This window comes from Exiguobacterium sp. s56 (assembly GCF_018618255.1).
Classification (GTDB): Bacteria; Bacillota; Bacilli; order Exiguobacteriales; family Exiguobacteriaceae; genus Exiguobacterium; species Exiguobacterium chiriqhucha.
This window is the reverse complement of record NZ_JACSLR010000001.1, coordinates 215,327-237,874: the sequence shown is the minus strand read 5'-3', so window position 1 is coordinate 237,874 and position 22,548 is coordinate 215,327. Positions and strand designations below refer to the sequence as shown.

26 protein-coding genes are annotated in these 22,548 nt (G+C 54.0%); 3 read left to right on the top strand and 23 right to left on the bottom strand.

The window, feature by feature from the left end:
- Positions 1-18 precede the first annotated feature (18 nt).
- The 15 genes from ftsZ to KNP71_RS01170 all read right to left on the bottom strand — a co-directional run bounded on the left by ftsZ (position 19) and on the right by KNP71_RS01170 (position 15,532).
- Complete coding sequence (gene ftsZ / locus KNP71_RS01240; RefSeq protein WP_021067047.1) at positions 19-1,164, bottom strand: cell division protein FtsZ; 1,146 nt, start codon at positions 1,162-1,164, stop codon at positions 19-21.
- 48 nt (positions 1,165-1,212) lie between these two features.
- Entirely contained in the window at positions 1,213-2,508 is a 1,296-nt protein-coding gene (gene ftsA / locus KNP71_RS01235; protein ID WP_214713831.1) for a cell division protein FtsA, read from the bottom strand.
- Positions 2,509-2,735: 227 nt separating this feature from the next.
- Entirely contained in the window at positions 2,736-3,506 is a 771-nt protein-coding gene (locus tag KNP71_RS01230) for a cell division protein FtsQ/DivIB (RefSeq protein WP_214713833.1), read from the bottom strand.
- Positions 3,507-3,519: 13 nt separating this feature from the next.
- Entirely contained in the window at positions 3,520-4,596 is a 1,077-nt protein-coding gene (murG, locus tag KNP71_RS01225) for an undecaprenyldiphospho-muramoylpentapeptide beta-N-acetylglucosaminyltransferase (protein ID WP_029595735.1), read from the bottom strand.
- A complete protein-coding gene (gene murD, locus KNP71_RS01220) occupies positions 4,593-5,930 on the bottom strand; it encodes a UDP-N-acetylmuramoyl-L-alanine--D-glutamate ligase (protein ID WP_029595736.1) in 1,338 nt (445 codons plus the stop codon). The genes murG and murD overlap by 4 nt, the downstream gene beginning before the upstream one ends.
- 15 nt (positions 5,931-5,945) lie before the next feature.
- Positions 5,946-6,905, bottom strand: coding sequence for a phospho-N-acetylmuramoyl-pentapeptide-transferase (gene mraY, locus KNP71_RS01215; protein WP_214755772.1), 960 nt, complete (start codon positions 6,903-6,905; stop codon positions 5,946-5,948).
- Positions 6,906-6,926: 21 nt separating this feature from the next.
- Positions 6,927-8,234 (bottom strand): UDP-N-acetylmuramoyl-tripeptide--D-alanyl-D-alanine ligase, encoded by a 1,308-nt coding sequence (locus tag KNP71_RS01210; protein WP_251132726.1) that lies wholly within the window; start codon positions 8,232-8,234, stop codon positions 6,927-6,929.
- 58 nt (positions 8,235-8,292) lie between these two features.
- Positions 8,293-10,401, bottom strand: a complete 2,109-nt coding sequence (locus tag KNP71_RS01205; protein WP_353049131.1) for a penicillin-binding protein — start codon at positions 10,399-10,401, stop codon at positions 8,293-8,295.
- Positions 10,402-10,439: 38 nt separating this feature from the next.
- Complete coding sequence (ftsL, locus tag KNP71_RS01200; protein WP_021067039.1) at positions 10,440-10,802, bottom strand: cell division protein FtsL; 363 nt, start codon at positions 10,800-10,802, stop codon at positions 10,440-10,442.
- 23 nt (positions 10,803-10,825) lie between these two features.
- Positions 10,826-11,758 carry a 16S rRNA (cytosine(1402)-N(4))-methyltransferase RsmH gene (gene rsmH, locus KNP71_RS01195; RefSeq protein ID WP_021067038.1) on the bottom strand — a complete coding sequence of 311 codons (933 nt, stop codon included), beginning with the start codon at positions 11,756-11,758 and terminating at the stop codon, positions 10,826-10,828.
- A gap of 168 nt (positions 11,759-11,926) precedes the next feature.
- Positions 11,927-13,483, bottom strand: a complete 1,557-nt coding sequence (gene bshC / locus KNP71_RS01190; RefSeq protein WP_353048033.1) for a bacillithiol biosynthesis cysteine-adding enzyme BshC — start codon at positions 13,481-13,483, stop codon at positions 11,927-11,929.
- Positions 13,484-13,507: 24 nt separating this feature from the next.
- Complete coding sequence (locus KNP71_RS01185) at positions 13,508-13,867, bottom strand: DUF3397 domain-containing protein (protein WP_214713842.1); 360 nt, start codon at positions 13,865-13,867, stop codon at positions 13,508-13,510.
- Complete coding sequence (locus KNP71_RS01180; RefSeq protein ID WP_029595741.1) at positions 13,861-14,700, bottom strand: 2-dehydropantoate 2-reductase; 840 nt, start codon at positions 14,698-14,700, stop codon at positions 13,861-13,863. The genes KNP71_RS01185 and KNP71_RS01180 overlap by 7 nt, the downstream gene beginning before the upstream one ends.
- Positions 14,701-14,808: 108 nt before the next feature.
- Complete coding sequence (gene rpmF, locus KNP71_RS01175; RefSeq protein WP_015881300.1) at positions 14,809-14,982, bottom strand: 50S ribosomal protein L32; 174 nt, start codon at positions 14,980-14,982, stop codon at positions 14,809-14,811.
- A 22-nt stretch (positions 14,983-15,004) separates the two neighbouring features.
- Complete coding sequence (locus KNP71_RS01170) at positions 15,005-15,532, bottom strand: YceD family protein (RefSeq protein WP_029595742.1); 528 nt, start codon at positions 15,530-15,532, stop codon at positions 15,005-15,007.
- A 157-nt stretch (positions 15,533-15,689) separates the two neighbouring features.
- Here KNP71_RS01170 and KNP71_RS01165 point away from each other — a divergent pair, with 157 nt between their 5' ends.
- Positions 15,690-16,820: a tRNA(Met) cytidine acetate ligase gene (locus KNP71_RS01165; protein ID WP_214829858.1), complete on the top strand. Its 1,131-nt coding sequence runs from the start codon at positions 15,690-15,692 to the stop codon at positions 16,818-16,820.
- Here the strand turns inward: KNP71_RS01165 and KNP71_RS01160 are convergent.
- From KNP71_RS01160 to KNP71_RS01140, 5 genes are read right to left on the bottom strand one after another with little or no spacing between them, the layout of a single operon-like run.
- Positions 16,799-17,791: a SepM family pheromone-processing serine protease gene (locus tag KNP71_RS01160; RefSeq protein WP_214713844.1), complete on the bottom strand. Its 993-nt coding sequence runs from the start codon at positions 17,789-17,791 to the stop codon at positions 16,799-16,801. The two genes, KNP71_RS01165 and KNP71_RS01160, sit on opposite strands and share 22 nt — an antisense overlap.
- On the bottom strand, positions 17,788-18,285 hold the full coding sequence (coaD, locus tag KNP71_RS01155; RefSeq protein WP_029595744.1) for a pantetheine-phosphate adenylyltransferase: 498 nt from the start codon (positions 18,283-18,285) through the stop codon (positions 17,788-17,790). Before coaD ends, KNP71_RS01160 begins: the two co-directional genes overlap by 4 nt.
- A gap of 4 nt (positions 18,286-18,289) precedes the next feature.
- Positions 18,290-18,856 carry a 16S rRNA (guanine(966)-N(2))-methyltransferase RsmD gene (gene rsmD, locus KNP71_RS01150; protein ID WP_131471136.1) on the bottom strand — a complete coding sequence of 189 codons (567 nt, stop codon included), beginning with the start codon at positions 18,854-18,856 and terminating at the stop codon, positions 18,290-18,292.
- A gap of 53 nt (positions 18,857-18,909) precedes the next feature.
- Positions 18,910-19,173: a DUF2129 domain-containing protein gene (locus KNP71_RS01145; protein ID WP_021067029.1), complete on the bottom strand. Its 264-nt coding sequence runs from the start codon at positions 19,171-19,173 to the stop codon at positions 18,910-18,912.
- Positions 19,157-19,603 carry a YlbF/YmcA family competence regulator gene (locus KNP71_RS01140; protein ID WP_034777059.1) on the bottom strand — a complete coding sequence of 149 codons (447 nt, stop codon included), beginning with the start codon at positions 19,601-19,603 and terminating at the stop codon, positions 19,157-19,159. The genes KNP71_RS01145 and KNP71_RS01140 overlap by 17 nt, the downstream gene beginning before the upstream one ends.
- A 130-nt stretch (positions 19,604-19,733) precedes the next feature.
- Between KNP71_RS01140 and KNP71_RS01135 the strand changes: the two genes are divergently transcribed.
- Both KNP71_RS01135 and KNP71_RS01130 read left to right on the top strand, forming a co-directional pair.
- A complete protein-coding gene (locus KNP71_RS01135; RefSeq protein ID WP_021067027.1) occupies positions 19,734-20,489 on the top strand; it encodes an ATP-grasp domain-containing protein in 756 nt (251 codons plus the stop codon).
- 103 nt (positions 20,490-20,592) lie between these two features.
- Positions 20,593-20,955, top strand: coding sequence for a YugN family protein (locus KNP71_RS01130; protein ID WP_021067026.1), 363 nt, complete (start codon positions 20,593-20,595; stop codon positions 20,953-20,955).
- Positions 20,956-21,015: 60 nt separating this feature from the next.
- Here the strand turns inward: KNP71_RS01130 and KNP71_RS01125 are convergent, their stop codons facing one another.
- The 3 genes from KNP71_RS01125 to KNP71_RS01115 form a co-directional block, all read right to left on the bottom strand.
- Entirely contained in the window at positions 21,016-21,507 is a 492-nt protein-coding gene (locus KNP71_RS01125; protein ID WP_021067025.1) for a cysteine hydrolase family protein, read from the bottom strand.
- Between the two features lie 133 nt (positions 21,508-21,640).
- Entirely contained in the window at positions 21,641-21,913 is a 273-nt protein-coding gene (locus KNP71_RS01120; RefSeq protein ID WP_021067024.1) for a hypothetical protein, read from the bottom strand.
- A 5-nt stretch (positions 21,914-21,918) separates the two neighbouring features.
- Entirely contained in the window at positions 21,919-22,533 is a 615-nt protein-coding gene (locus tag KNP71_RS01115) for an SCO family protein (RefSeq protein ID WP_021067023.1), read from the bottom strand.
- Positions 22,534-22,548 lie beyond the last annotated feature (15 nt).

Here is a 22,548-nt window from a genome sequence, read left to right as displayed (position 1 = left end):
ACCGGCACCCCCTGTTGTTTAGTTACGGCGTTGTCTTACGAACGCTGGGATGTTGATCGTCTCGTCTGGGACGTCCCCACCATAGACCGGTCTATGGAAGTTCCCTTCATCTTGTGGCGCAGCTTCTTGCGCTTTCGGTTGAGCCTCACGGTTCACTTCAGCTTCCGGTTGTTTCTTCGGTTGTTGAAGGAACGGGTTCGTCCCTTGCGCTTCTTCTGCGAATTCAGTTGCGATCACGGTAACGATAATCTCGTCGTTCAAGTTTTCGTTGATGACCGAACCGAAAATCAAGTTCACTTCTTCATCTGCGGCACTTTGAACGATTTGAGCTGCTTCCGTGACTTCATACAAGCTGAGGCTAAGTCCGCCTGTGATGTTCATCAAGACACCTTTCGCGCCTTCGATTGAAGACTCGAGAAGTGGAGATGAGATGGCTTTCTTCGCTGCTTCGACGGCACGGTTCTCGCCAGTGGCGACACCGACACCCATGAGTGCCGAACCTTTTTCCGTCATGATCGTCTTGACGTCAGCGAAGTCAAGGTTGATGAGACCAGGAATGGCGATCAAGTCCGTGATCCCTTGGACACCTTGGCGAAGGACGTTATCCGCTTCACGGAACGCTTCGATCATCGGCGTGTTGCGCTCGACGATTTCAAGCAACTTGTCGTTTGGAATGACGATGAGTGTATCGACTTTTTCTTTGAACGCTTGAATCCCGTGTTGGGCGTGTTGCATCCGTTTGCGTCCTTCGAACATGAACGGTTTCGTGACGACACCGACCGTGAGCGCTCCGATTTCTTTTGAAATCTCGGCGATGACAGGTGCTGCCCCCGTTCCGGTTCCTCCGCCCATACCAGCTGTGACGAAGACCATATCCGCGCCATCGAGCGCTTCAATCAACTGCTCGCGGCTCTCTTCCGCCGCTTTTTTACCGATATCCGGATTCGCGCCGGCACCGAGGCCACGCGTCAATTTCGCTCCGAGTTGAAGCTTAACGTCCGCTTTCGACATGTTGAGTGCTTGCGCGTCCGTGTTGACGGCGATGAACTCGACACCTTGTACTCCGTGCTCGATCATGCGGTTGACAGCGTTTGACCCGCCGCCCCCGACTCCAATTACTTTAATTTTTGCTACGGCGTCAATCGCCTCATCAAAGTACATCATTTCAGGTATCCCCCTACGTAATTTCCAATTGTTAACACAACGTCAAATTTACACGCCAAATAATTTTTCCATTAATCGACCGAAACCGTTTTTCGTCTCGCGGTCGTCCGGTTCCACATCATCGTCGTGGTCTTGGACGTTCCCGGTTTGAGACGTGCCGTCTGGTTTTGCGACGGCCACACGGTCATCCGGCTTTTCAAGTCGTGACTTCGAGACGTGGTGATCGCTCATGAGCACGTACTTGAGGACGCCGACCGCGGTCGCGTATTTCGGATGTCTGACGCCAATCGACGATGGCTGATACAGTCTCGTCTTTTGACCCATGACACGAGTCGCTAGTTCTTGGATGCCAGGTAAAGCAGCGGCCCCACCACAGAGGAGATAACCTCCGCTGAGCGTTGGAACGCCTACCTTTTGCACTCTATTCAACACAAGCGTGAACATTTCCTCTATTCTTGCCTCTAAAACGTAACTAATTTCTGACTGCGGTTCGAACGTGACTTCCCCGTTGATGTTCGTGAACGAGAACCCTTCTGAGGCGTCCGCCATCTCTTCGAGGGCAAGTCCGTACTCTTCTTTCGCCACTTTGGCGTCTTGGTATTTACAGTTGAGCTTGTACACCAAGTCGCGCGTCATATGATCGCCTCCGACCGGAAGGATATATGAGTAGACGAGGTCGCCTCGATAGAAGACCGAGACGGTCGTCTTTTCATGACCGATATCGACCAAGCCGATGCCTAAATCGATTTCATCGACCGATGCCGCACTCATGCCGAGCGCCAAGTTGCCGAGGACGAAACCTTCTAGTTTCAGTCCCGCCCGTTCGATGGAACGACGAATGCTATGTAAAATCGTCTTCGAACCGGTCACCATCTTGCCGTGCATCTCTAAGCGATAACCGAGCATGCCCCGGGGATCGACGACACCTGTCTGTTGGTCGACCGTGAAGGAAGACGGAATCACATCGATGACACTCATCTCATCCGGCAAGCGCATGACTTGCGCCGAATTGATGACTTCGATGACGTCTGTGTCCGTGATTTCTTGGTCTTCTCGTTTGACCGATGCAATTCCATGACATGGGGCGATTTGGATATGTTCCCCTTCGATGGCAACGTATACCGACCGAATTTGATCACCGAGCGCCGCTTCGGCATGTTCGACGGCTTGCTTGATGGCTTGAACCGTCTTATCGATGTCGACGACGGCGCCACGTTTTACTCCTGCAGACGGGGCACACCCCTCCGCCAAAATGTTAAGCGTTCCCCCGAGTAGTTCACCCACGACGAGCTTAATTTCTGACGTTCCTATATCCAATGCGGCCACATAACCATTCGCTTCCAAAAGGGAAACACCTCCGCGCTTTAATTTCTGTGCTTGAATTCCGTTACATTGTTACAGATATCCAAAAATATTGTTAGGTCCGGCAAGATATCTCACGTCTAAGTTTACAACAAATAAGATAGTGAGAAAAGGTAGAATCCTACAAATTACGCGGTTTTGGGGTGTCAATTCGATTACAATCGATAAAAAAACAGCCCTTATGTGTCTAAGGGCTGTAAAAATTCAGATTATTCTTTCGGTTTTTCGTACGGAACGAAATAATATCCGCCATCCATGACGACGGTTCCCCGCTGTCCTTTTGGAATATTCTCATAGATTTCGCCGTACTTGGATACCGTTTGACTGAGCTTGAACGTCGGCGTCTGAATCGTGTTGCCGTCGTTCATATAAATCTCATATCGTGTCGGTTCGCCTTTCTGTTTCGAGAAGACAATCTCTGACATCCTGGCCCGCATCGCGTCATCGACTTGCTCGAGCTCACTCGCGATTTTCTCGAGTTCCGCCGCATCGGTGAATTCACGCAACAACGGACCGTCTTTTAGCTTCTCTGGATCCGTAATCGATCCAGTCGGGTGCAAAGAACCGTCAGCGAGGACGACGACTTCCTCTTCGTCCGTTCGTGAATAGGCGATCATTTTCTCTTCTTCGACGTCAATCGTCACGACGTTATACCAGGAGCGATCGACCGAGACGTCTTTCACGCCAGGCACTTTACGAAGTTCCCGTTCAATCCCGTTCGGCGACACTTGAACGATTTTCGTGGACGTGTCGATATCCGTTTCGGCGAGCACATACGCTTCTGTCAACCAGGACAGGCCGTTCACGTTCACCGCTTTCACGTCAGACACCGATGTCTGCATATATACGACGAGCGCAATCAACACCGCGAACAACAACAGGATCGTCGACAAACGTCGGTTCGCTTTCTTACGACGTTGATCTTTCATATACGGGATTCGGTCTTCCAAACTACGAACGGTATTCTGACGTGTCTCCATGGCTACTCTCCTTTCAAGCGCGGACTTCTTCGACGAGGTCGGCGAGCGACTCCGCGGCGTGCGGGAATCCTAACCGTTTCGAGGCTGCGGCCATCTCATCATGATGGGCCAATACGTGTCGGATCGAGCGAACGAGCGTCTCGCCCGACAAATCCCCTTCTTTAATCAGTTCGGCCGCGCCGCTTTCGACGAGCGCCGAGGCGTTTTTCGTCTGATGGTCGGCCGTCACGTACGGACTCGGAATCAAGATGCTCGGCAAACCGAGCGCCGTCAATTCCGAGATGGTCGAGGCACCGGCCCGCGACACGACGAGACTCGCACACGCGAGCAGTTCAGGCATGTCGTAAACGTATGGCAACACATGGACGTTATCGGCTTTTGGCGCCTTCGCCACGACGTTGTCATAATGGACGTTCCCGGTCACGTAGAGCACGTTCACCGGTTCGGTCGCAAGTTCCGGGATGGCCTCGATGACGGCCCGGTTGATGGCCTCGGCTCCGCGGCTGCCGCCGTAAATCAAGACGATTGGACGTTCATCGATACCATATTCGGCCCGGACGGACGTTTCGTTCACCGTCGTCTTCAACACTTCGCTCCCGCGCGGGTTACCGATGACGCGGACGTTCGCATCAGGGAACTGTGATTCCGAACCGGCGAACGACAAGGCGACCCGGTCGGCTTTCTTCGACAAGAACTTGTTCGTCAAGCCTGGGATGCTGTTCTGTTCATGCAGAATCGTCGGGATGCCGAGTTGTTGTGCGGTGAAGACGACCGGACCTGAGACGAATCCGCCCGTGCCGATGACGACGTCCGGACGGAACGTCTTCATCTCTTTACGCAACGTCAGGACAGATTGGACAAACCAATAGGCCGTCTTGACGTTATCTAGCGACAACGACCGTTTGAGCCCGGCGATTCGAATCGATTTGAACGGCACACCAGCGCGTGGGACGAGATCGGCCTCGAGACCGTTCTCAGTGCCAATGTAGAGCACCTCGAGGTTCGGATGGCGCTGTTTGAGCGTATCAAGGAGAGCGAGTGCCGGGTAGATATGACCACCCGTTCCTCCACCAGAAATCATGATTTTCATCGATTGGCCTCCTCATATGCATGGACGAGGCGGACGAAATGTTCGCCGCGCTCTTCAAACGTCTTATATTGGTCCCAGCTCGCACAGGCCGGTGACAATAAAATCACGTCGTCTGGGGCTGACTGTTCAAATGCGAGCGGGACGGCTGCGTCGAGCGTATCGACCGCGAACGATGGAATCTGCTCGGCTTCACCGAGTGCTTGGAAACGCCCTGCCGTCTCACCGTACGAGACGATGGCTTTGACGCGTCCGAGCGCCGGAATGAGTGAATCCAATTCGGCTCCACGTTCAAGTCCCCCGCACACCCAAACGATCGGAGCATCGAATCCGCTCAATGCCGCTTCGGCCGCCACGTTGTTCGTCGCTTTCGAGTCGTTATAAACCCGGCGTCCGAGCACTTGGCCAAGACTTTCCGTTCGGTGGGCCACGCCACCGAACGTGCGCAACACACGATCGATATGTTCGGCCGGGATATCGAACGGTTCAACGAGCAACAAGGCTGCCAACACGTTCTCCACGTTATGGGCCCCGCCGAGGGCGAGATCCTCGACCCGGATGACCCGCTTGCCGTGCAACGTAATCCAGCCGTCGGTGACATGCGCATCCCCGCTGTCGTAACCGAACGTCGAAGCATCGAGATCGGCCGGGACGCGTTTCATCACTTCGGTGTCACTGCCTTTGACGACGACACGGTCTGATGCCGTCATGTTCCGGAACAAGTTCCCTTTGGCGTCGGCATACGATTCGAAGTCACCATGATAATCCAAATGCGCCGGTGACAAGTTCAACAGTGCCGCCGCTTGCGGATGGAACTGCTCAACGCCCATCAGTTGGAAGCTCGATAGTTCGATGACGATGATGTCGCCCTGCTTCGCTTTCGATGCGACTTCGATTGCCGGGAAACCGATATTCCCTGCCACATGGACAGGACGACTTCCCCCTTTGAGCAATTCATGAACGAGCGTGGTCGTCGTCGTTTTCCCGTTCGAGCCGGTGATGGCGACGAACGTGGCATCGGTCGCCAAGTAGGCGAGTTCCACTTCTGTATAAATCGGGATGTTCCGCTCAAGCGCTGCTTGAAGGAGCGGGATGTGATACGGGATTCCCGGGTTTTTGACAATCATGTCCGTCGTGTCGAGCAATTCGAGCGGATGGGCACCGAAAACGCCGTTGATGCCGAGCGCTTCAATTTTCATCCGTTCTTCCGTTGACGGTTCGCTCCCGGTATTGAGGGTCACGTCCGCGCCGACATTTCTTAAGTAAGCGGCTGCGGCGATGCCGCTCCGTGCCGCGCCGAGTACGAGGACTCGTTTATCGTTCCACTGTTGTTGCATGTCTTCCACCATCCATTACATGAGTAGTAACGACAAGACTGCCGTGATCAAACTAATTCCACCGAACGTCAAGACGATGCGCCATTCTGACCAACCGACCATTTCGAAATGGTGATGAATCGGGCTCATCTTAAAGATTCGTTTGCCCGTCGTCTTGAACGAGAGCACTTGCAAGATGACGCTAAGCGTCTCGATGACAAAGATGATTCCGACGAAGACGAGCAACAGCTCGAGCTTGAGCATGAGCGCGAGGCCGGCGACCGCACCACCGAGGGCGAGCGATCCCGTGTCACCCATAAAGATTTTCGCCGGGTATTTATTGAAGACGAGGAAGCCGAGCAAGGCGCCGACCGCACTGAAGGCGAACCAAGCGATGCCCGCTTCGTCTTGTCCGAGCGCATAGATGCCGAAGAAGGCGAACGTCGGGATGGCCGAGAACGAGACGAGACCGTCGAGGCCGTCTGTCAAGTTGACCGCGTTCGAGAAGCCGACGAGCCAGAAGATGACGATGGCGACATACAACCAGCCCGTATCAAACGCGATCGAAGTGAACGGGATTTGAATCGTCGTATCGAGTGCCCCACCGAGGGAGAGGAACCAAACGAATAAGACCGAGACGACGATTTGACCGATCAATTTCTGAAGCGACGTCAAACCGAGGTTGCGTTTATTGACGACTTTGATGTAGTCGTCGAGGAAGCCGATCACCCCGAAGGCGAGAGTCACGAACAAGAGCGTGCCAAACCCAGCGACGTCTTCACCGAAGACGACTGAGATGAGGAATCCGATGATAAGGGCGAGCAAGATGATGATTCCGCCCATCGTCGGCGTGCCTGATTTCTTTTGATGCCAATCTGGACCTACGTCACGGATTTCTTGGCCAAACTTTAAGTTATGCAGTGCCGGGATGGCCCGCGGCATGACGACCAATACGGTCAATAATGAACTGATTAAGACGATTAAACTGATTAACATGTTCGTACCTCACTACTCTGTTTATTGAACTAGACGCTCGAGCGCCAGTCCTCGCGATGCTTTTAACAATATCACAGTCTGGGGGCGTTGATAACTGCCGAGGAGGACTTTCGCTTCCTCGACCGTCGGCACCATCGTCACGTTCACACGCGGGTCGGTGATGCCTGCCGCAATCCATTTCGCTTTCTCTCCGATGAGCACGCAATCCGTGACCGGTGCCGTGATGGCGTGGCCGACTTGTTCGTGCTGGGCGACCTCGTCCGTCCCGAGTTCATACATGTCCCCGAGGACGAGGACGCGGCGTGAGAACCCTTCTAGCGTTTTAATCGTCTCGACGGCGGCAATCATCGAGGTCGGGCTCGCGTTATAGGCGTCATTGACCAAGTGGGCGTCGCCGAACATCCGTTTCTCCATCCGCATCGACGTCAACTGGACGCGGTCGAGACCGCGTTGAATCGTGTCATGTCCTAATCCGAACTTGAGACCGCAGGCGATCGCATAGGCGGCGTTACGGATTTGGTGGGCCCCGAGCACTTTCAATTCGTACAGCTCGTTATTGTAGCGGAAAATCGAGGCGTCAAACGTCGCCTCCACGACTTCGAGCTTACCGTCCGCGGTCGAGTCGTATCCGACGCGGTACCCGCCCGCTTCATTAAGGAGCGGCTCGTCGGCATCGACGATTAAGACGCCGTCCGGTTTCAACCCGGCTTTAATCTCGAGCTTCGCCTTGGCGATCCCCTCGCGCCCCCCGACTTGTTCACCGTGTGACTCGCCGATGTTCGTGACGAAGGCGATATCCGGTTTGGCGAGTTTCGATAACAGTTCGATTTGCCCGAATCCGTTCATGCCCATCTCGAGGACGGCGACTTCGGTGTCCCGTGGCATCCGGAGCACGGTGAGCGGCAATCCGACGTCCGAATTGAAGTTCCCGGCCGTCTTGTGCGTCTTGAACGTCTCACCGAGCACGACGGCAATCATGTCTTTCGTTGACGTCTTCCCGTTCGAGCCGGTGATGGCGACGACTTTCGGATTGATTTCCGCCAAATAGCGGGCCGCCGCTTCTTGGAGCGCTGTCAACGGTGATGCGACCGGGATGGCGATAATCCCTTCCGGTAACGGACGGTCTTGTTCCCAAAACGTCACGATCGCCCCTTGCTTGATGGCAGCCTCGATGTAATCATGTCCATCGACGCGTGCCCCGATAATCGGGACGAACAAGCCGTCGGCATTGTCGTCTCGCGAGTCGGTCGCGACGTGGCGTACCTCACGCGAATCCTGTATTTCCATCCCAAACCAAGATGCGAGTGTTTGAATCGTCAACTGTTCCATAACCATTTCCTCCTGTGACAAAGGAAAAGAGAGCCGAGGCCCTCTTCATCCCTTTGCGTTAGTTCGACGGTGACGCGAGCCTCACTTTGAGTGTCGCTCCCGTCTTGACGGGCTTGCCTTTCCCAATCGATTGGGACGTGACGAAGCCGGTGCCGTCTATTTCTAAATTCAATTGATACAGCGTCGCCAGTCGTTTCACATCACGAAGTGACCAGCCCTTGAGCGTCGGCATCGTGAACGAGTCCTCCGTCTTTAACAGCAACCGCTCACCGACGACGTACGGTTGGCCTTCGACCGGACTTTGCGCCGTGACCGTCTCACCGTTACCGAGTGCCACCGGTGTGAACGCGGCCGCTTTGGCTTCCTTCACAGCGTCGTCACGACCTTGGTCGACGAACGATGCCGTCGTTTTCGTCGAGGCGTCAATCGATTTCGCTTGCTTGTCTGGCTCGACGCTCCGATAGCGGAGCGCGACGTCCATCACATCTTTGAACAGCGGTGCCATGATGCGTGGTCCCGTCGTTGATGAGTCACCGTTCGGACGGTCGACGGCGATATACATGACGAGTTCCGGGTCGTCTTCCGGCGCCATGCCGACGAACGAATGGATGTATTGTCCACTCAAGTACTTCCCGTTCTCGGCGATTTGCGCCGTTCCGGTCTTACCGACGACGCGATAGTTGTCGAGGGCATACAATTGCCCCGTCCCGACATCGCTGTTGACGACGCCATCGAGCGCTTCCCGCGTCTGTTTGGCCGCCTCGGCCGTGATCGGTTGTCCGACGATTTTTGGATTCGTCGTCCGAATCGTTTCACCGGTCTCACGGTTGACGACTTTCTTGATGACATGGGGTTGCTTCATCGTCCCATCGGTCGCGATGGCCGACGTCGCTTGTAATATCTGCATCGGCGTGACGGCCGTCGATTGGCCCCATGCCGTGATCAAGACGTTCAACGGGCTCTCGAAATCGAATTGGCTGTTGACCTCACCCGGTAAATCGACGCCCGTGCGTTGATCGAACTTGAAGGCGTTGAAATAATCCTCGTAGCGGCTCAAGCCGAGACGCTCGTTCGCGAGAATCGAGAACGCGACGTTCGACGAGTGCCAGACGCCTTCTACCATAGGAATCGTACCCCATCCGGTAATGTTGTAATCATTGAATACGGTCTTGCCATACTTGTACGATCCCGATTTATACAGTTCATTCGGATTATAAACGCCTTCGTTGATGGCGGCGGCCAACGTGAAGATTTTCATCGTCGATCCCGGCTCGAAGCGGGATGAGACCGAGAAGTTGCTATACGAGCTGATTTCGCGTGTGTTCGGGTCGAACGAAGGGCGGTCCGACAAGGCGATGATTTCGCCGGTCTTCGGGTCCATGATAATCGCCGTCGCATTCTTCGGCTTGTATTCTTGATACAGCTCTTCCATTTTCGTATCGAGCAGCTGTTGAATCCGGTGGTCGAGCGTGAGTTGCACGTCGGCCCCGTCTTCTGGGTCGATCTTCAATTGCTCGTCGCTCGAGACGATTTGGCGTCCAGCCAAGTCTTTCTCGAACCGATACAACCCGTACGACTCACTTAAGACGTCGTTGAGTGATTTTTCGATGCCGAGCTCACCGACGAGTTCGATCCGTCCGTTCTGGTCGATTTTCTGGGCGTAGCCGACGACGCTTGAAGCGAACACTTTGTTCGGATAGTAGCGCTTCGGTTCTTCCACGAACGTGACCCCTGGAATCTCGAACGCTTCAATCTCTTCTTTTTGATCGACCGTCAAATCGCGCCCTGGAACACCGAACTCGATTTGACCGCGATCTTTGTTCTGCTCGAGCCGCTTTAAAATGTCGGCCTCGGCCATCGGTATGACGGTCGCGAGCTGCTTCGCAGCCTCGGCGAACTCCTCGGGCATGAGCGTCTTTTCCTCGACCCGCTCGCCGCCGAGTTTCAACACGGCCACGATTCGGTACGAAGGGATATTGATGGCGATCGGTTGTCCGAACCGGTCATAAATCTCGCCCCGCTCCGCTTTTAGCGTACTGACCGCTTTCCAACGCTCTTCCTCGGCGAACGCGAGCATGTTCTCTCCTTTGTACGTCTGGAAGACGGACAAATAGAAGAACCAACCGACAAAAAATAAAAAGAGTGGTGTGAAGCAAACAATCGCCACCCACGCCACTCTTTTTTTACTCTGTTGTAGAGAATTCATCAGTCAATCACCTTGACGTTGTTCTCATTGAATTGCATTCCGAGCTTTTCAGCAATCGCATAGATTCTCTCAGGTGAGCTTAGTTGGGCGATCTCATACTTCAATTCTTCGTTCTCTTTAGCGATCGTGTTCGTCTCTTGTGTGATCAGAGCCGTATCGCGCATGATGTTGTACGCTTCATTATGTTTCGATACCGTGATGCCACCGAACAGGACAACTGAACCAATCATGGTCGGGTACAGGATGGATTCGAACAAGGTCAACGTACGTCGTTTTGGAGCTGGTATTGGTCGTTCTTGCGGAATCGGATTTCGATTCGGCGTAACTTGAGGCTGCAGAGCCTTGCGAGCAGCTTCTGGCATCAGGTATCCCTCCTACGTACAGTCTATTTTTGTTTTTCTGCGACCCGGAGTTTGGCAGAACGGGCCCGGCGGTTGCCTTCGAGCTCGTCGTCCCCGGCTGTAATCGGCTTGCGCGTGATCAATTTCAGTTCGGGTTCAAACTCTTTCGGGATGACCGGCAATCCGGGTGGTAACGGCGGATGCTGGCTTTTCTCTTTAAATACTTGCTTACAAATTCGATCTTCTAACGAGTGGAACGTGATGACGCAAATGCGTCCATTGATGGCGAGCATGTCGATCGCGTCTTGGACGGCACGGTCGAACACGTTCAACTCATCGTTGACGGCGATGCGAATGGCTTGGAACGTCCGCTTCGCAGGATGACCGCCTTTTCGTCGGGCCGGCGCCGGAATCGCGTCTTTAATCAATTCGACGAGTTCGAACGTCGTCTCAATCGGTTTGACGGCACGGGCCTGCTCAATCTTGCGCGCAATCTGTTTGGAGAATTTTTCTTCCCCGTATGTAAAGAAGATGCGGGCAAGATCTCCGAACGGCCATTCGTTGACGACGTGATACGCGGACAGCTCGCGGGAACGGTCCATACGCATATCGAGCGGTGCGTCGTAATTGTAGCTAAAGCCACGTTCGGCCTCATCGAGCTGCGGCGACGACACGCCAAGGTCGAACAATACCCCATCGACCTGAGTGATTCCCCGCGCCAACAGTTCGTCTTTCAAATGGACGAAGTTGCTTTTAATGAACGTAACCCGGTCCTCATATGGAGCCAGCCGCTCACTCGCGTGCTTGAGCGCGACGTCGTCTTGGTCGAAGGCGTACAGATGGCCTGTCGTCAAACGCTTGACGATCTCTTCGCTGTGACCGGCTCCTCCTAACGTACAATCGACATAAATCCCGTCTGGCTTAATATTTAATCCCTCAATGGACTCCATTTTTAATACCGTTTCATGCTCAAACATACAAAAATCCTCTCAACCTACATTTTTCAACTATTTTATTACGTTTACTTTATCATAAAAATGTCAAGCGCCGCATAGCTTTTTAGCGAAAAGAGGAAACAAAAAGGTAACAAACAAAAAATGGTTCCCACAAATTTCTGGGAACCATCTCCATCGCACTCATTTCGCTTACAATTTGACCAAACATCGCTCGAAATCCACTTGTTCATAAGACCGGCGCAAGCGCTCGAACAAATCGAGGCCGTGACGGTTCAACAACGGGACCATCGACCATATCCGTTCTTGCGGGGCGTCCATCGGCAAGAGTCGTGTCGATAGATGAATCCGGCGACTGTTCAAGCGGTACTGGTCGCGCTTCGCTTCGGCACGCATCTCATCGGCGAGTCGTTCGAGCACATGGCGCGCCTTGGCATCAAACCGGTGCCCCTGCTTGCCTGCCTCGCGCCCGATCGCTTCCGTGAGCGTCCGGTACGCATACAGGTTTTGGTCGAACGTTTCGTCGTCGAACGTGTGGTCCGGTAACGGGTCCGCCAAATAGTCGACGAGCGTCACGCCTTCTTGGGCGAGCTTCTTCTCATCGTTCGCCGAGACGAGCACGGCCCCGAGCCGTGGAATCAACAGCGGCATCTTCCAATCGAGGACGTGGAACAAAGGCCGCAGTTGAAGCCAATAGGCGATTTCACCGGGACCGGCGATATAGGCGAGCGTCGGGAACAAGTGGTCCTGCATGAGCGGACGGGACACGACGTTGTTCGAGAACCGCTCTGGGTGCGCCTCCACTTGCTGAATCAGCTCGGCCTCGGTGAAGCGGTGTCCCCGTTTCGTCGTGAAGAGCCCGTCCTGCTTCGTCAACAGTTCGCGCGTCCCGTCGTGATAGAACAGATGGGCCGCTTCCCGGTTCAGCTCGACGGTCGGCATCCCGTCCTCGAACGCATCGTGCAGCGCCGCATGCAAGCGGTCGTGTTCCGTAATCAACCGTTTGAACGCATCGCGCTCGAGAGCCCGAACGTCCGGTTGATGCGGGTCGAACAAGATGAAGTCGGTGCCGACAAACCGGCGCATCATCTGACCGAAGAATTGCGCGAACGAATGGCTCGCTTGAATCACATCGACGAGCTCATGATAGAGCGTCGTCGTGTAGCGCGTCTCCGTCTCGGATAACAAGAGGTGCTGCAACATTTGCACGAGTTCGATTTTTAGGCGGTCGAACTCCAATTCCCCGACCGACGCCTTTCCGGCAAGCGGGACGGTCGAGAGCGCCTCTTTGCGCAGTTGACGCGACAGCGGTTGGCTGACGAAGACGTGGTTGATTTCCGCGTAGTCGTGATCTTCCGTCGCCATCCAAAAGATGGGGATGACCGGTTTATTCAATTTCGCTTCCGCCTGCTTGGCCTTCTTCAGCACGGTCAACAGTTTATACACCGCGAACAACGGACCGCCGAACACCCCGACTTGTTGCCCGGTCACCATCGTGAACGCCTCACCGGCGGCCAACGCTTCGAGTTTTGATTCGAGCGCCGGAGAAATCGGACCGTGGACGGTTTGTTGGTCTCGCAAAATGTCGACGAGCGCGGGCAAATGCGTGAAGGGACGGTTCGTCAATTCGTCCGCCCTCACCTCGAGCTCATCCATCCCTGTATAGTCCAGCCATTTCGAATAGCCCGTCTCCACTTGTATCATCGGGGACGACGGGGCGTACATGGCATCTAGCGACTCTATCCTCACGTATAACGACTTCCTTTCAAACGATTAATACATCATCTCTCGTGCGATGCCGATCGTAAACAAGACGATGTGGGTCGGGACGAGCACCAAAAACAATAGGCGCCATCCGTGCACGAACATCTTCGAATAGACGACATCCTCATGGCGAATCCGTTGCCAAATCGCGTTGGCCGGAAAGATGGCGGCACAGACCGCAAGCAACAGCCAAATCAAATCGACCCCGACGATCGCTTCGAGCAGCACCGCACAGGCATAAAACCAAAGGATGACGCCGGCATCACAGGCGAGTTTGAACGTATTAACCGATTTCGGCATAATTTTTCTAAGTATCATATACACCATAAACCAAATGACGAGTGGAAATGAAACGATATACACTAGCACGATACGCTCGCTCCTAAAATTAATTTTTGCATGACCGGAATGACGGTCAATGTGACGCCTCGTTCATCGGCCCGTTTCAAGAGCGGCGTCAAGATGGCATCGACCTCGGTCTGGCGCCCCGCCTCGATGTCACGTAGCATCGAAGAACGATTGTGTGCCGTCTTGTCGATAATCGTGTCGATATATGTATACGGGACGTGACGGTCGAACAACATCGTCAGTTCTTCGTAAAGCGCCGTCGCGATATCGCGGCAAGGCGGTATGGCGACCGCACCGTTCTCGACACGGCAGAGCGCCGTAATCGGATTGATGATTGCGTTGGCGAATAGTTTCTCGGTGACGACTTGTTCGATATCCGTCTCCCAGACGACATCGAGTGGAGATGCGTTGAACGACATCTCTTCGAGCGAGCCGAGGCTGCCGATGCGGATGCGCCCGAGCCCGGTATGCTGGAGCCGATCGCCGTCGCGGCTCACACCATGTTCGACCACACCGAGGTGGAATCCTTTCGTACGTGCATAGTCGAGATGCGCGATTCCGTTCGAACAGATGAATACGGGCACGTCGCCGGACAATCGTTCCGTCGCCGCCTCGACCTGATGCGCTTTCGTCGTCACAAAGAACACGTCCTGCTCCGTCTCAATGATTTTCGTCACCGGACAGAGGCGAACCTGAACCGTTCCCTGCGTGACGCCGGTACGTTCGATCGTCACAGTCGATGCCTCGTCGACACGGCCATAGAGCGTCACCGTATAGTCCGGTTCGAACAGCGAAGCCATCAACATGCCGACGGCGCCGTTCCCGATAATCCCAATTCGTTTAATCGGCTTCATTGGCCATCCCTCCACGTCTAGTCTGCACTGAAAAGTTTACCACAATCTGTTTCCACGACCCAAAAATAAAAAAAGAAGCGGCCTCCGAGGAGACCGCTTCTTTTCGCATTATTTGCTTGTTACTTCTTTACCGTTGTAGTGTCCGCAAGATTTGCATACACGGTGAGAAAGCTTCATTTCGCCACAGTTCGGGCACTCGTTCATACCAGGTACGTTGAGTTTGAAGTGAGTACGACGAAGACGTTTGCGAGTTTTCGACGTTCTACGGAATGGTACTGCCATCGTTGTCCACCTCCTTGAAAAGTTAGCCGTTCTCGTCCTCTTTTTTAGAGAACAAGTCAGCGAGCCCCGCGAGGCGCGGGTCAATTTTTGGTTGGTCGTCCGGCTGCTCGTCAATGACGGACCAGCCTTCCCCTTCAACCTGAGTTTTGTCTGTTTCGTTCCCAAAGATTTGCATTGGGACGTCTAACATGATGAGCTCTTTTACGATCGGTCGCAGATCAATCGTATTTCCTTCTGGCAAATTGACATCATCGAATTGCTCCGTATAACGCCCATTCTCCAAAAAGAAAGGCTCGAGCGATTCAATATCGAATTCATAAATGACATCATCCAACGTACGCGCATCTGGCAACGTCAGGTCACCTTGAATCTTCAGATTGAATGTAACTTGATTAGATGTGAACGACGCATTCCCGTGCACATGCACCGGACGAATCGAACGGATATCCGGATGGAGCTGAGTAAGCTCTGGTAGTTCGACCATCTCATCGATGGTAAAACTGTCACCCTGGTTTCGTAGCTTAAGTAGCTGTGCAATAGACCACTTCATCCGAATCACCTCAATTGCAACAATATGAATTATAGATAGGCCAACTTGTTTTGTCAATGTTTTTTCTTTACACTAAAATCAGTTGACGACGGCGCTTTGCCAAAGCGTACTTATCCATCTTACACCAATCCAATCGACAATGCAAAGGAGTAATTTTATGCGAAAAACGGCCATCATTGCCGAGTACAATCCGTTCCATAACGGGCACCTCCATCAGGCGGAACGAGCCCGGATCGAAACCGACGCTGACGCTGTCATCGCCGTCATGAGTGCCCAGTTCACCCAGCGCGGCGAGCCGGCAGCTTTCGACAAATGGAGCCGGGCCCGCGCCGCCGTCCAAACGGGCGCGATCGACCTCGTCATCGAACTCCCGACGCGTTTCGGCGTGCAACGGGCCGACCGGTTCGCGAGCGCCGCGGTCGCCATCGCCGAGCGCGTACGTTGTCAAACGCTGTCCTTCGGTAGCGAGAGCGGCGACATCAGCGCCGTTACCCAGGCGGCGGCGGCCAACATCGAAGCGACTCCAGCCTATCAGACGGCGTTCAAAGAAGCGTTGGACAATGGACGTTCTTCCGCCAAGGCGTCGAGCGAGGCGTTCGGGTCACTCTATCCCGACTTTGATTTGACGCTCCCGAACAACATTCTCGCCTATCACTACGCGAAAGCGGCGACGTCCATCGAACTGCACACGATTCGCCGTCTCGGGGCCGGATACCATGACCCGAGCGTCTCAGACGTCATGTCGGCCACGGGCGTGCGCGCCCACTACTTAGAGTCAGGTATGGTCCGGGCCGTCCCTGACGCCACGAGAACGCTGTTTCAGGACAATCCGATGGCGCATTGGTCACTTTATTGGCCCGTCCTTCAATATAAGCTGCGGACGACCCCGAAAGACGTACTTGAGCAACTCGTCGGTATCGACAGCTCGCTGTCGCCCCGCTTGATTCAAGCCGGGCTCGAGCCGACATTCGAACAGGCGCTCGCCCGCTTATTGACGAGACGTTATACCCGGACGTCCATCCAACGCGCGCTCGTCGCCATCCTCATCCATTGGCGACAGGACGAGTTGCCGGAACGGTTCGACGACGTACCGTATATCCGACCGCTCGCGTTCAACACAATCGGGCGCACTGTGTTAAAGGACATAAAAAAAGACGTACCGCTCCTCAGCAAGTACCATCCCGATCTTGCGTTCGAGGCTCGAGTGACCGAGGCGTATCGCCTTCCGCTCGGAAATCGGTCACTCGTCGAACATATGCAAACTCCTCAATTCATCGACTCTAAATAATCGATGGCTTCCTCGACCGTCTTGACGGGAACGACTTCAATGTCGCTCTCGAGTCGGTCGAGCGACTCCATCGCCTCGTCGTAGTTCGACCCGGCCGGCACGAAGAACACGGATGCCCCAGCCTCGTCCGCAGCTACGATTTTTTGCCATGCCCCGCCAATCGGCCCGACGTTCCCTAACTCATCGACCGTTCCCGTTCCGGCAATGACGGCACCGCCCGTCAAATCGCCCGGCGTCAACTGATCAAAAATCTCGAGCGTGAACATGAGGCCGGCCGACGGTCCGCCGACGGTCGTCAGTTCGAACGAGACGTCCGGGTCCGTGCGCACGTCCTGGACGGGCAGCGGCTCATAAATCCCAAGCCCGACCCGGTCCCCGCTCCGGTCAATCGGTTGAATCAGCGTATCGACCTCACGTTCGCGACCGTCACGTTCAAGCGTGACAGAGACTTCATCGCCGGCTTCAAATGAGGCGACGCGTTCGATAAAGTCAAGGCGCGACGCGAACGATTGCCCATCGAGCGCCGTGATGATGTCACCCGGCTTCAAGACGTTCGCGGCGAGCGACCCCGTGATTGGGGCCGAGACGTACATGCCGTCAAACGTCACCGTCACATCGGCGTCCGCCAACTCATAGGCGTATTGAATCGCCGCTTGTTGCGACGACGACATCAACAACTCTTGTCTGCGTTCGTAGTCCGCCTCGCTTTCCCCGTCATACAGATAGCGGCTGGCCGGACTCGCCTCCGTGAACGGGGTGAACCAGCTGCCGACGAGCCAGAGCGGTGTCGCCCGGCGTTGCGAGATGGTCACCATCTTCAGTTCGCCCGGTTCTTTGTCCCCGCCCTCGACCGTCATGAACTCTTCGATCGTCGTCGCCTCGCCCGGATACGTGATGTAATACGGGAGTGGCACGAACAAGAAAATCAGGACGGCCACGAGCAGACCGAAACCGATTTTGAGCGACTTCATTGTCCGTGACTCACTTCATATTTTTGCCGCAACGCGAGTTCGACTTGCTCCGGGACGAGCTCGGCGACGGACGCCCCGTATTTGGCAACTTCTTTCACGATCGAGGAGCTGAGGAACGAGTACTGGCTGTTCGTCATCATGAACAACGTCTCCACGTTCTCATTCAACTTTTTATTGATCGATGCGATTTGAAGCTCATACTCGAAGTCCGAGACGGCACGCAGGCCACGGACGATGGTCGCTGCCTCACGCTTGGCAGCATATTCGACGAGCAAACCCCCAAACGCGTCGGCGGTGACGTTCGGTAAATGTGTCGTCACCTCACGAATGAGCGACAGACGCTCTTCCACGTTAAAGAGAGGTGCCTTACTCGAGTTTTCAAGCACGGCGACGATGACTTCGTCGAAGATGGCCGCCGCCCGCTCGATGATATCTAAATGGCCGTTCGTAATCGGGTCAAAGCTCCCCGGGCAAATCGCGATACGTTTTGACATGTTCTCACTCCTCGGTCGCTGCATACTCGTAAAAGCTGATCGTAATCACGTCCGAGTAGCGTTGCACCTTGATTTTTTCCAACTGGCCGACTCGGTCCGGCAACGTCACGTCGCTGCCATGCTCGCAGACGACGACGCCGTTGTCCGTCAACAGCCGGTTCGTTTCAATGATCTGTAAAAACGGCACATGTTCCTCCGCATGATACGGAGGGTCCATGAAAATCAGTTTGAACGGCTGACCTTTGAGGACGAGTTGGTCGAGAACCGAGCGGGCGTCTTGTTGGAGCACCGTCGCTTTCGACTCGTAACGTGTCGTCTGCAAATTGTCTGTGACCGTCTGGACCGCCTTCCGTTGCTTGTCGACGAACACGGCATGGTCACACCCCCGTGACAACGCCTCGATTCCTAGACCGCCGCTCCCGGCGTATAGGTCAAGCGCATCGCCCCCGGCGAAATAAGGACCGATGATGTTGAATAACGATTCTTTTACTTTATCTGTCGTTGGTCGTGTGGCCGACCCCGGGACCGTCTTGAGTCGGGTCCCTTTTCGTTCTCCTGAAATCACTCGCATATCCGTTCTCCTTCACCACAAAAGATGAAGGCGGTGCCGCCTTCATCTCTGTGTTATTTCTGCTTCGATTCATACGTCTCCGCGACGAACGGCCGCTCACTGCGGACGACCGCTTCGACGAACGGCAACGCGCTCACTTGTTCGAGAATCGCCTCATGTCCATCAAGGTCGGTATACAAGAAGGCGTACTTCTCCCGCTTTGACACGTAATACAGGTTCGCATAGCGACGCAACGCCTTCACTTGTTTCAACGATTGGACGTAGACGACGAACCCGATTCGACCATTCAACTCAAACGTCTCAGATGGCACATCCACAGCTTCCGCCTCCACAACTTCCTCCGCCTGAACATCCGCCTTCGTCGAAGAACGGGTTTCCGGTCGGGACTTTGATTTTTGGAGAAACCGAGAAGGCCAACAGCTCACTCACTTCCCCGAGCAGTTTATCTAAACTGCGTTCCGCTTTTTTAAATGCGGCCACTTCTGGCTGGACATCGAGACGCCGTTTGACGAGATGCATCTCTTTTTTAATGCGATCGTGGTCCGGGTGATGTTTCCCGAACCGCTGTACGTACTCGTAATCTTCTTTCATCCGCAAGAACTCACGTTCCACGAGGCGCGCTTCCTCTGATTGGGCTCGCGCTTGTTTCGTGGCGATATATGTTTGGAACGACTCGCTCGCTTCAATCAAATCGGCTAACGATTCCGTTTGATCGAGCAGGGCGATCGTCTGTTCAGTAATAATCATGGCTTTCACCCTTTCTGCCATGATTTTAACACATTTGATTCCCTCTGTAAGCAATCGGCTTTATAATTGAACGTGACTGTCAAGCGTCCAACCAGAAAGGAAGTGAACAGGTGCGCACCTGCACCTCGCTATGAAAAAAGTCTCATTCAATATGATTCGCTCGGCCGGCATTAAAACCGACTATGCGAAACCTGAATATTATTACGACCAGCTCGATAAAGTAAGAGCAGCCGACCTCGTCTTGTTCCCTGAATATTGGATGGTCAACTCAATCATCTATGGACTCAACAAACCGATTTTCCCGTCCCCGGCCACGTATCATCTCGGACACGATAAGATCGAGATGACGCGCGCCTTCAAGGCAACGTTCCCGCACCGAATCCCGAAGACGCTCATCTACGGGAAAAACCCATATACGATCGAGCGTGTTTTGGAAGAGTTCGAGTATCCGTTCGTCGCCAAGACGGCCAAGTCGTCGATGGGACAAGGCGTCTGGCTCATCAAGCATGAACAGGATTGGCTCGAGTACGTCGACAAGCATGAGACGTTCTACGTCCAGCAATACATCCCGAACGACCGCGACCTGCGGATCATCGTCATCGGTGAAGAAGTCGTCGGTTCGTATTGGCGTGTCAGCGAGGCGTTCTTGAACAACGTCGCCCAAGGCGCCCAGTTCTCATATGACGATATCCCGGAAGACGTCGTCGCGGAAGTGCTCGACATCGCCAAGACGCTCCACATCAATCACGCGGCCTTCGACGTCATCGTCGCCGACGGTGAATTTTACATTTTAGAGTTCAACGTTTTCTTCGGCTCAGAGGGACTCATGCCGCTCGGAGTGAGGCTTTCGGACAAGATCGCCCAATACCTCGATCCCCGCGCTTGAGGCGTTCATCTTTTTTTCACAATTTGAACACACGTTATTCCAAGAACGTTTTCGAATATGATATGATGACATATGAGGTTTATTAGGGAAAAGGGGGATTATGATGAAATTTGAGCAGTTCCACATCGAGGGAAAAGAGATCCGCTTCGGTTTGCTCGAGACGATCATGGATCATCATCATTTCATCCGTGAAGGCGCTTGGGACTATGAGCGTGCAACGTATGACATGAAGTACGAGAAACAATCGACAGGCGAGACGTTCTACCTTCGCTTACCGGTATATGCAATCGAAGGCCAAATCGAGGACCGTCATGCGGTCGTCAAAATGTTGACACCGATTCTCGGAAAACATTATTACCCGCACGGCGTCGAGTACGACGAAGAGTTCCCAGAAGAAATCGTCCGTGATTGCGAGCGTCGTCTAGCCGCACTCGCTGAGACACTCGAAGTAAAACCCCTTGCATAAGCGAAGGGGTTTTTCTTATGGACACATATAACGAACCGAGGTAAGCATCGGCAGAGCAGATTACGCCGACAAGTCCTCTGATTGGATGATGGTGCAGCCCTTACCCTCGTAATACGCGATCATGTCGTCGATTTTCTTCAAGTCATAGCTCGTGATGCAATCCGACAGGACGCTGACCGTATAGTCGGATTTCCGCAGATTGTAACACGTCGACTTCACACAGGCGGTCGCATCGGCACCGGTGATATAGAACGTGTCGATGCCATGCTGTTCAATGAACGCCGCGAACGCCTCGCTCGTCAAGGCGTTGCCCTTGTATTTGGTGAATACGTGATCGGACACGATCTTCAAATCTGGCGCTAATTCCGCCCCGCGCGTCCCGGTTTTGAACGTTCTTGTCCCCGCAGATAAGTTCTCATGTCGGATATAGACGACGGGAATCCCCTTGTCGACCGCCCAATCGATCGATGTGTTGATGTTGTCGATGACCGCTTTGTAATTTTTCGTGATGTCATTCTGAATGTCGATGACGACCAATGCTTGCTGTTGCATCTGATTTCCCCCTCGATGAGTCGCGTATCGTGACTACTGCCTTCATCATACCAGAGTTCACCACTGGAAAATATAGACAACAATCATCATCAACAGACAAAAAAGGGAGGACCCGCCGAGGGCCTCCCTTTTGTCATGTCGCGATGACGTTGAGCGTCACATCGACTTGTCCGAGCAACAAGTCGAACTGGTCGCGCACGTACCGATATAAGCGTTCAGCCTCAACGAGTGAGACGGGTGCAACGATTTGATAATCGTATCGCTCTTTCGAGACGGACACGACCTTCACTTCACGCAATCCGAATTCGATTGCACTGCAAGCAATCAAATCCTCAATCGCCCGCTCAGCGATCGTCACATCTCCATAGGAATAATCATTTCCGATGACAGCCATCGTATCATTCATCTTCTTCACTCCTTTTCTGCCGCGAGTACTAACACGTCCTCCATAATGGTTTCGATATCGACGGGTTTTTCTCCTGCCGTGGCCATTTGGGCGACCGCACGGACGTCGTGCTGACGGTCGATGATATACATCGTCGTCGCATGCGTGACGAGTCCGCTGTTCGCTTTCGAATAATAGAATTGAAGCTGACGCGTGATGCGGTCGATATCGGCCTGGTCACCGGTCAACATCTTCCAGCCCGTTGGTTCGGCTTGGAACGCCTCCCCGTAATTCTCTAGGACCGGCACCGTATCGACTTCAGGGTCGACAGTGATGGCGACGAGCTCGACGTCCGTCCCGTACAAGTCGTTCGCTTTCAACTCTTGCTCGAGCTTCATGAAGTCACGCAACGTGAGCGGGCAGATGTCCGGACAGTTCGTATAGAAGAACGTGACGATTTTGACTTTGCCATTGTCCGAATTGTACGACTGACCGTCGAGCGCATTCGTCAACGTGAACGGGGTCGGCTCTTGGATGACGGGCAGGTCCTCTTCTTTAAAGAATAAGAAGTACGAGGCCACACCGATCGCCACCAGAATGGCGACCGTCAAGCCGACCGTCATATAGCTGTTCCGTTTCATCCTCATCCCCCTCTC

Excerpts from the sequence above, each read along its gene's own strand:
- murD (WP_029595736.1), bottom strand. The coding sequence starts at position 5,930 with ATGCAACAACAGTGGAACGATAAACGAGTCCTCGTACTCGGCGCGGCA.
- KNP71_RS01125 (WP_021067025.1), bottom strand. The coding sequence starts at position 21,507 with ATGCAACAGCAAGCATTGGTCGTCATCGACATTCAGAATGACATCACG.
- rsmH (WP_021067038.1), bottom strand. The coding sequence starts at position 11,758 with ATGTTTGAGCATGAAACGGTATTAAAAATGGAGTCCATTGAGGGATTA.
- rsmD (WP_131471136.1), bottom strand. The coding sequence starts at position 18,856 with ATGCGAGTGATTTCAGGAGAACGAAAAGGGACCCGACTCAAGACGGTC.
- KNP71_RS01135 (WP_021067027.1), top strand. The coding sequence starts at position 19,734 with ATGAAAAAAGTCTCATTCAATATGATTCGCTCGGCCGGCATTAAAACC.
- KNP71_RS01210 (WP_251132726.1), bottom strand. The coding sequence starts at position 8,234 with ATGGAACAGTTGACGATTCAAACACTCGCATCTTGGTTTGGGATGGAA.
- ftsZ (WP_021067047.1), bottom strand. The coding sequence starts at position 1,164 with ATGATGTACTTTGATGAGGCGATTGACGCCGTAGCAAAAATTAAAGTA.
- KNP71_RS01130 (WP_021067026.1), top strand. The coding sequence starts at position 20,593 with ATGAAATTTGAGCAGTTCCACATCGAGGGAAAAGAGATCCGCTTCGGT.
- ftsL (WP_021067039.1), bottom strand. The coding sequence starts at position 10,802 with ATGCCAGAAGCTGCTCGCAAGGCTCTGCAGCCTCAAGTTACGCCGAAT.
- KNP71_RS01160 (WP_214713844.1), bottom strand. The coding sequence starts at position 17,791 with ATGAAGTCGCTCAAAATCGGTTTCGGTCTGCTCGTGGCCGTCCTGATT.
- coaD (WP_029595744.1), bottom strand. The coding sequence starts at position 18,285 with ATGTCAAAACGTATCGCGATTTGCCCGGGGAGCTTTGACCCGATTACG.
- rpmF (WP_015881300.1), bottom strand. The coding sequence starts at position 14,982 with ATGGCAGTACCATTCCGTAGAACGTCGAAAACTCGCAAACGTCTTCGT.
- KNP71_RS01165 (WP_214829858.1), top strand. The coding sequence starts at position 15,690 with ATGCGAAAAACGGCCATCATTGCCGAGTACAATCCGTTCCATAACGGG.
- KNP71_RS01120 (WP_021067024.1), bottom strand. The coding sequence starts at position 21,913 with ATGAATGATACGATGGCTGTCATCGGAAATGATTATTCCTATGGAGAT.
- KNP71_RS01180 (WP_029595741.1), bottom strand. The coding sequence starts at position 14,700 with ATGAAGCCGATTAAACGAATTGGGATTATCGGGAACGGCGCCGTCGGC.
- KNP71_RS01230 (WP_214713833.1), bottom strand. The coding sequence starts at position 3,506 with ATGGAGACACGTCAGAATACCGTTCGTAGTTTGGAAGACCGAATCCCG.
- murG (WP_029595735.1), bottom strand. The coding sequence starts at position 4,596 with ATGAAAATCATGATTTCTGGTGGAGGAACGGGTGGTCATATCTACCCG.
- KNP71_RS01140 (WP_034777059.1), bottom strand. The coding sequence starts at position 19,603 with ATGATTATTACTGAACAGACGATCGCCCTGCTCGATCAAACGGAATCG.
- KNP71_RS01115 (WP_021067023.1), bottom strand. The coding sequence starts at position 22,533 with ATGAAACGGAACAGCTATATGACGGTCGGCTTGACGGTCGCCATTCTG.
- KNP71_RS01170 (WP_029595742.1), bottom strand. The coding sequence starts at position 15,532 with ATGAAGTGGTCTATTGCACAGCTACTTAAGCTACGAAACCAGGGTGAC.
- mraY (WP_214755772.1), bottom strand. The coding sequence starts at position 6,905 with ATGTTAATCAGTTTAATCGTCTTAATCAGTTCATTATTGACCGTATTG.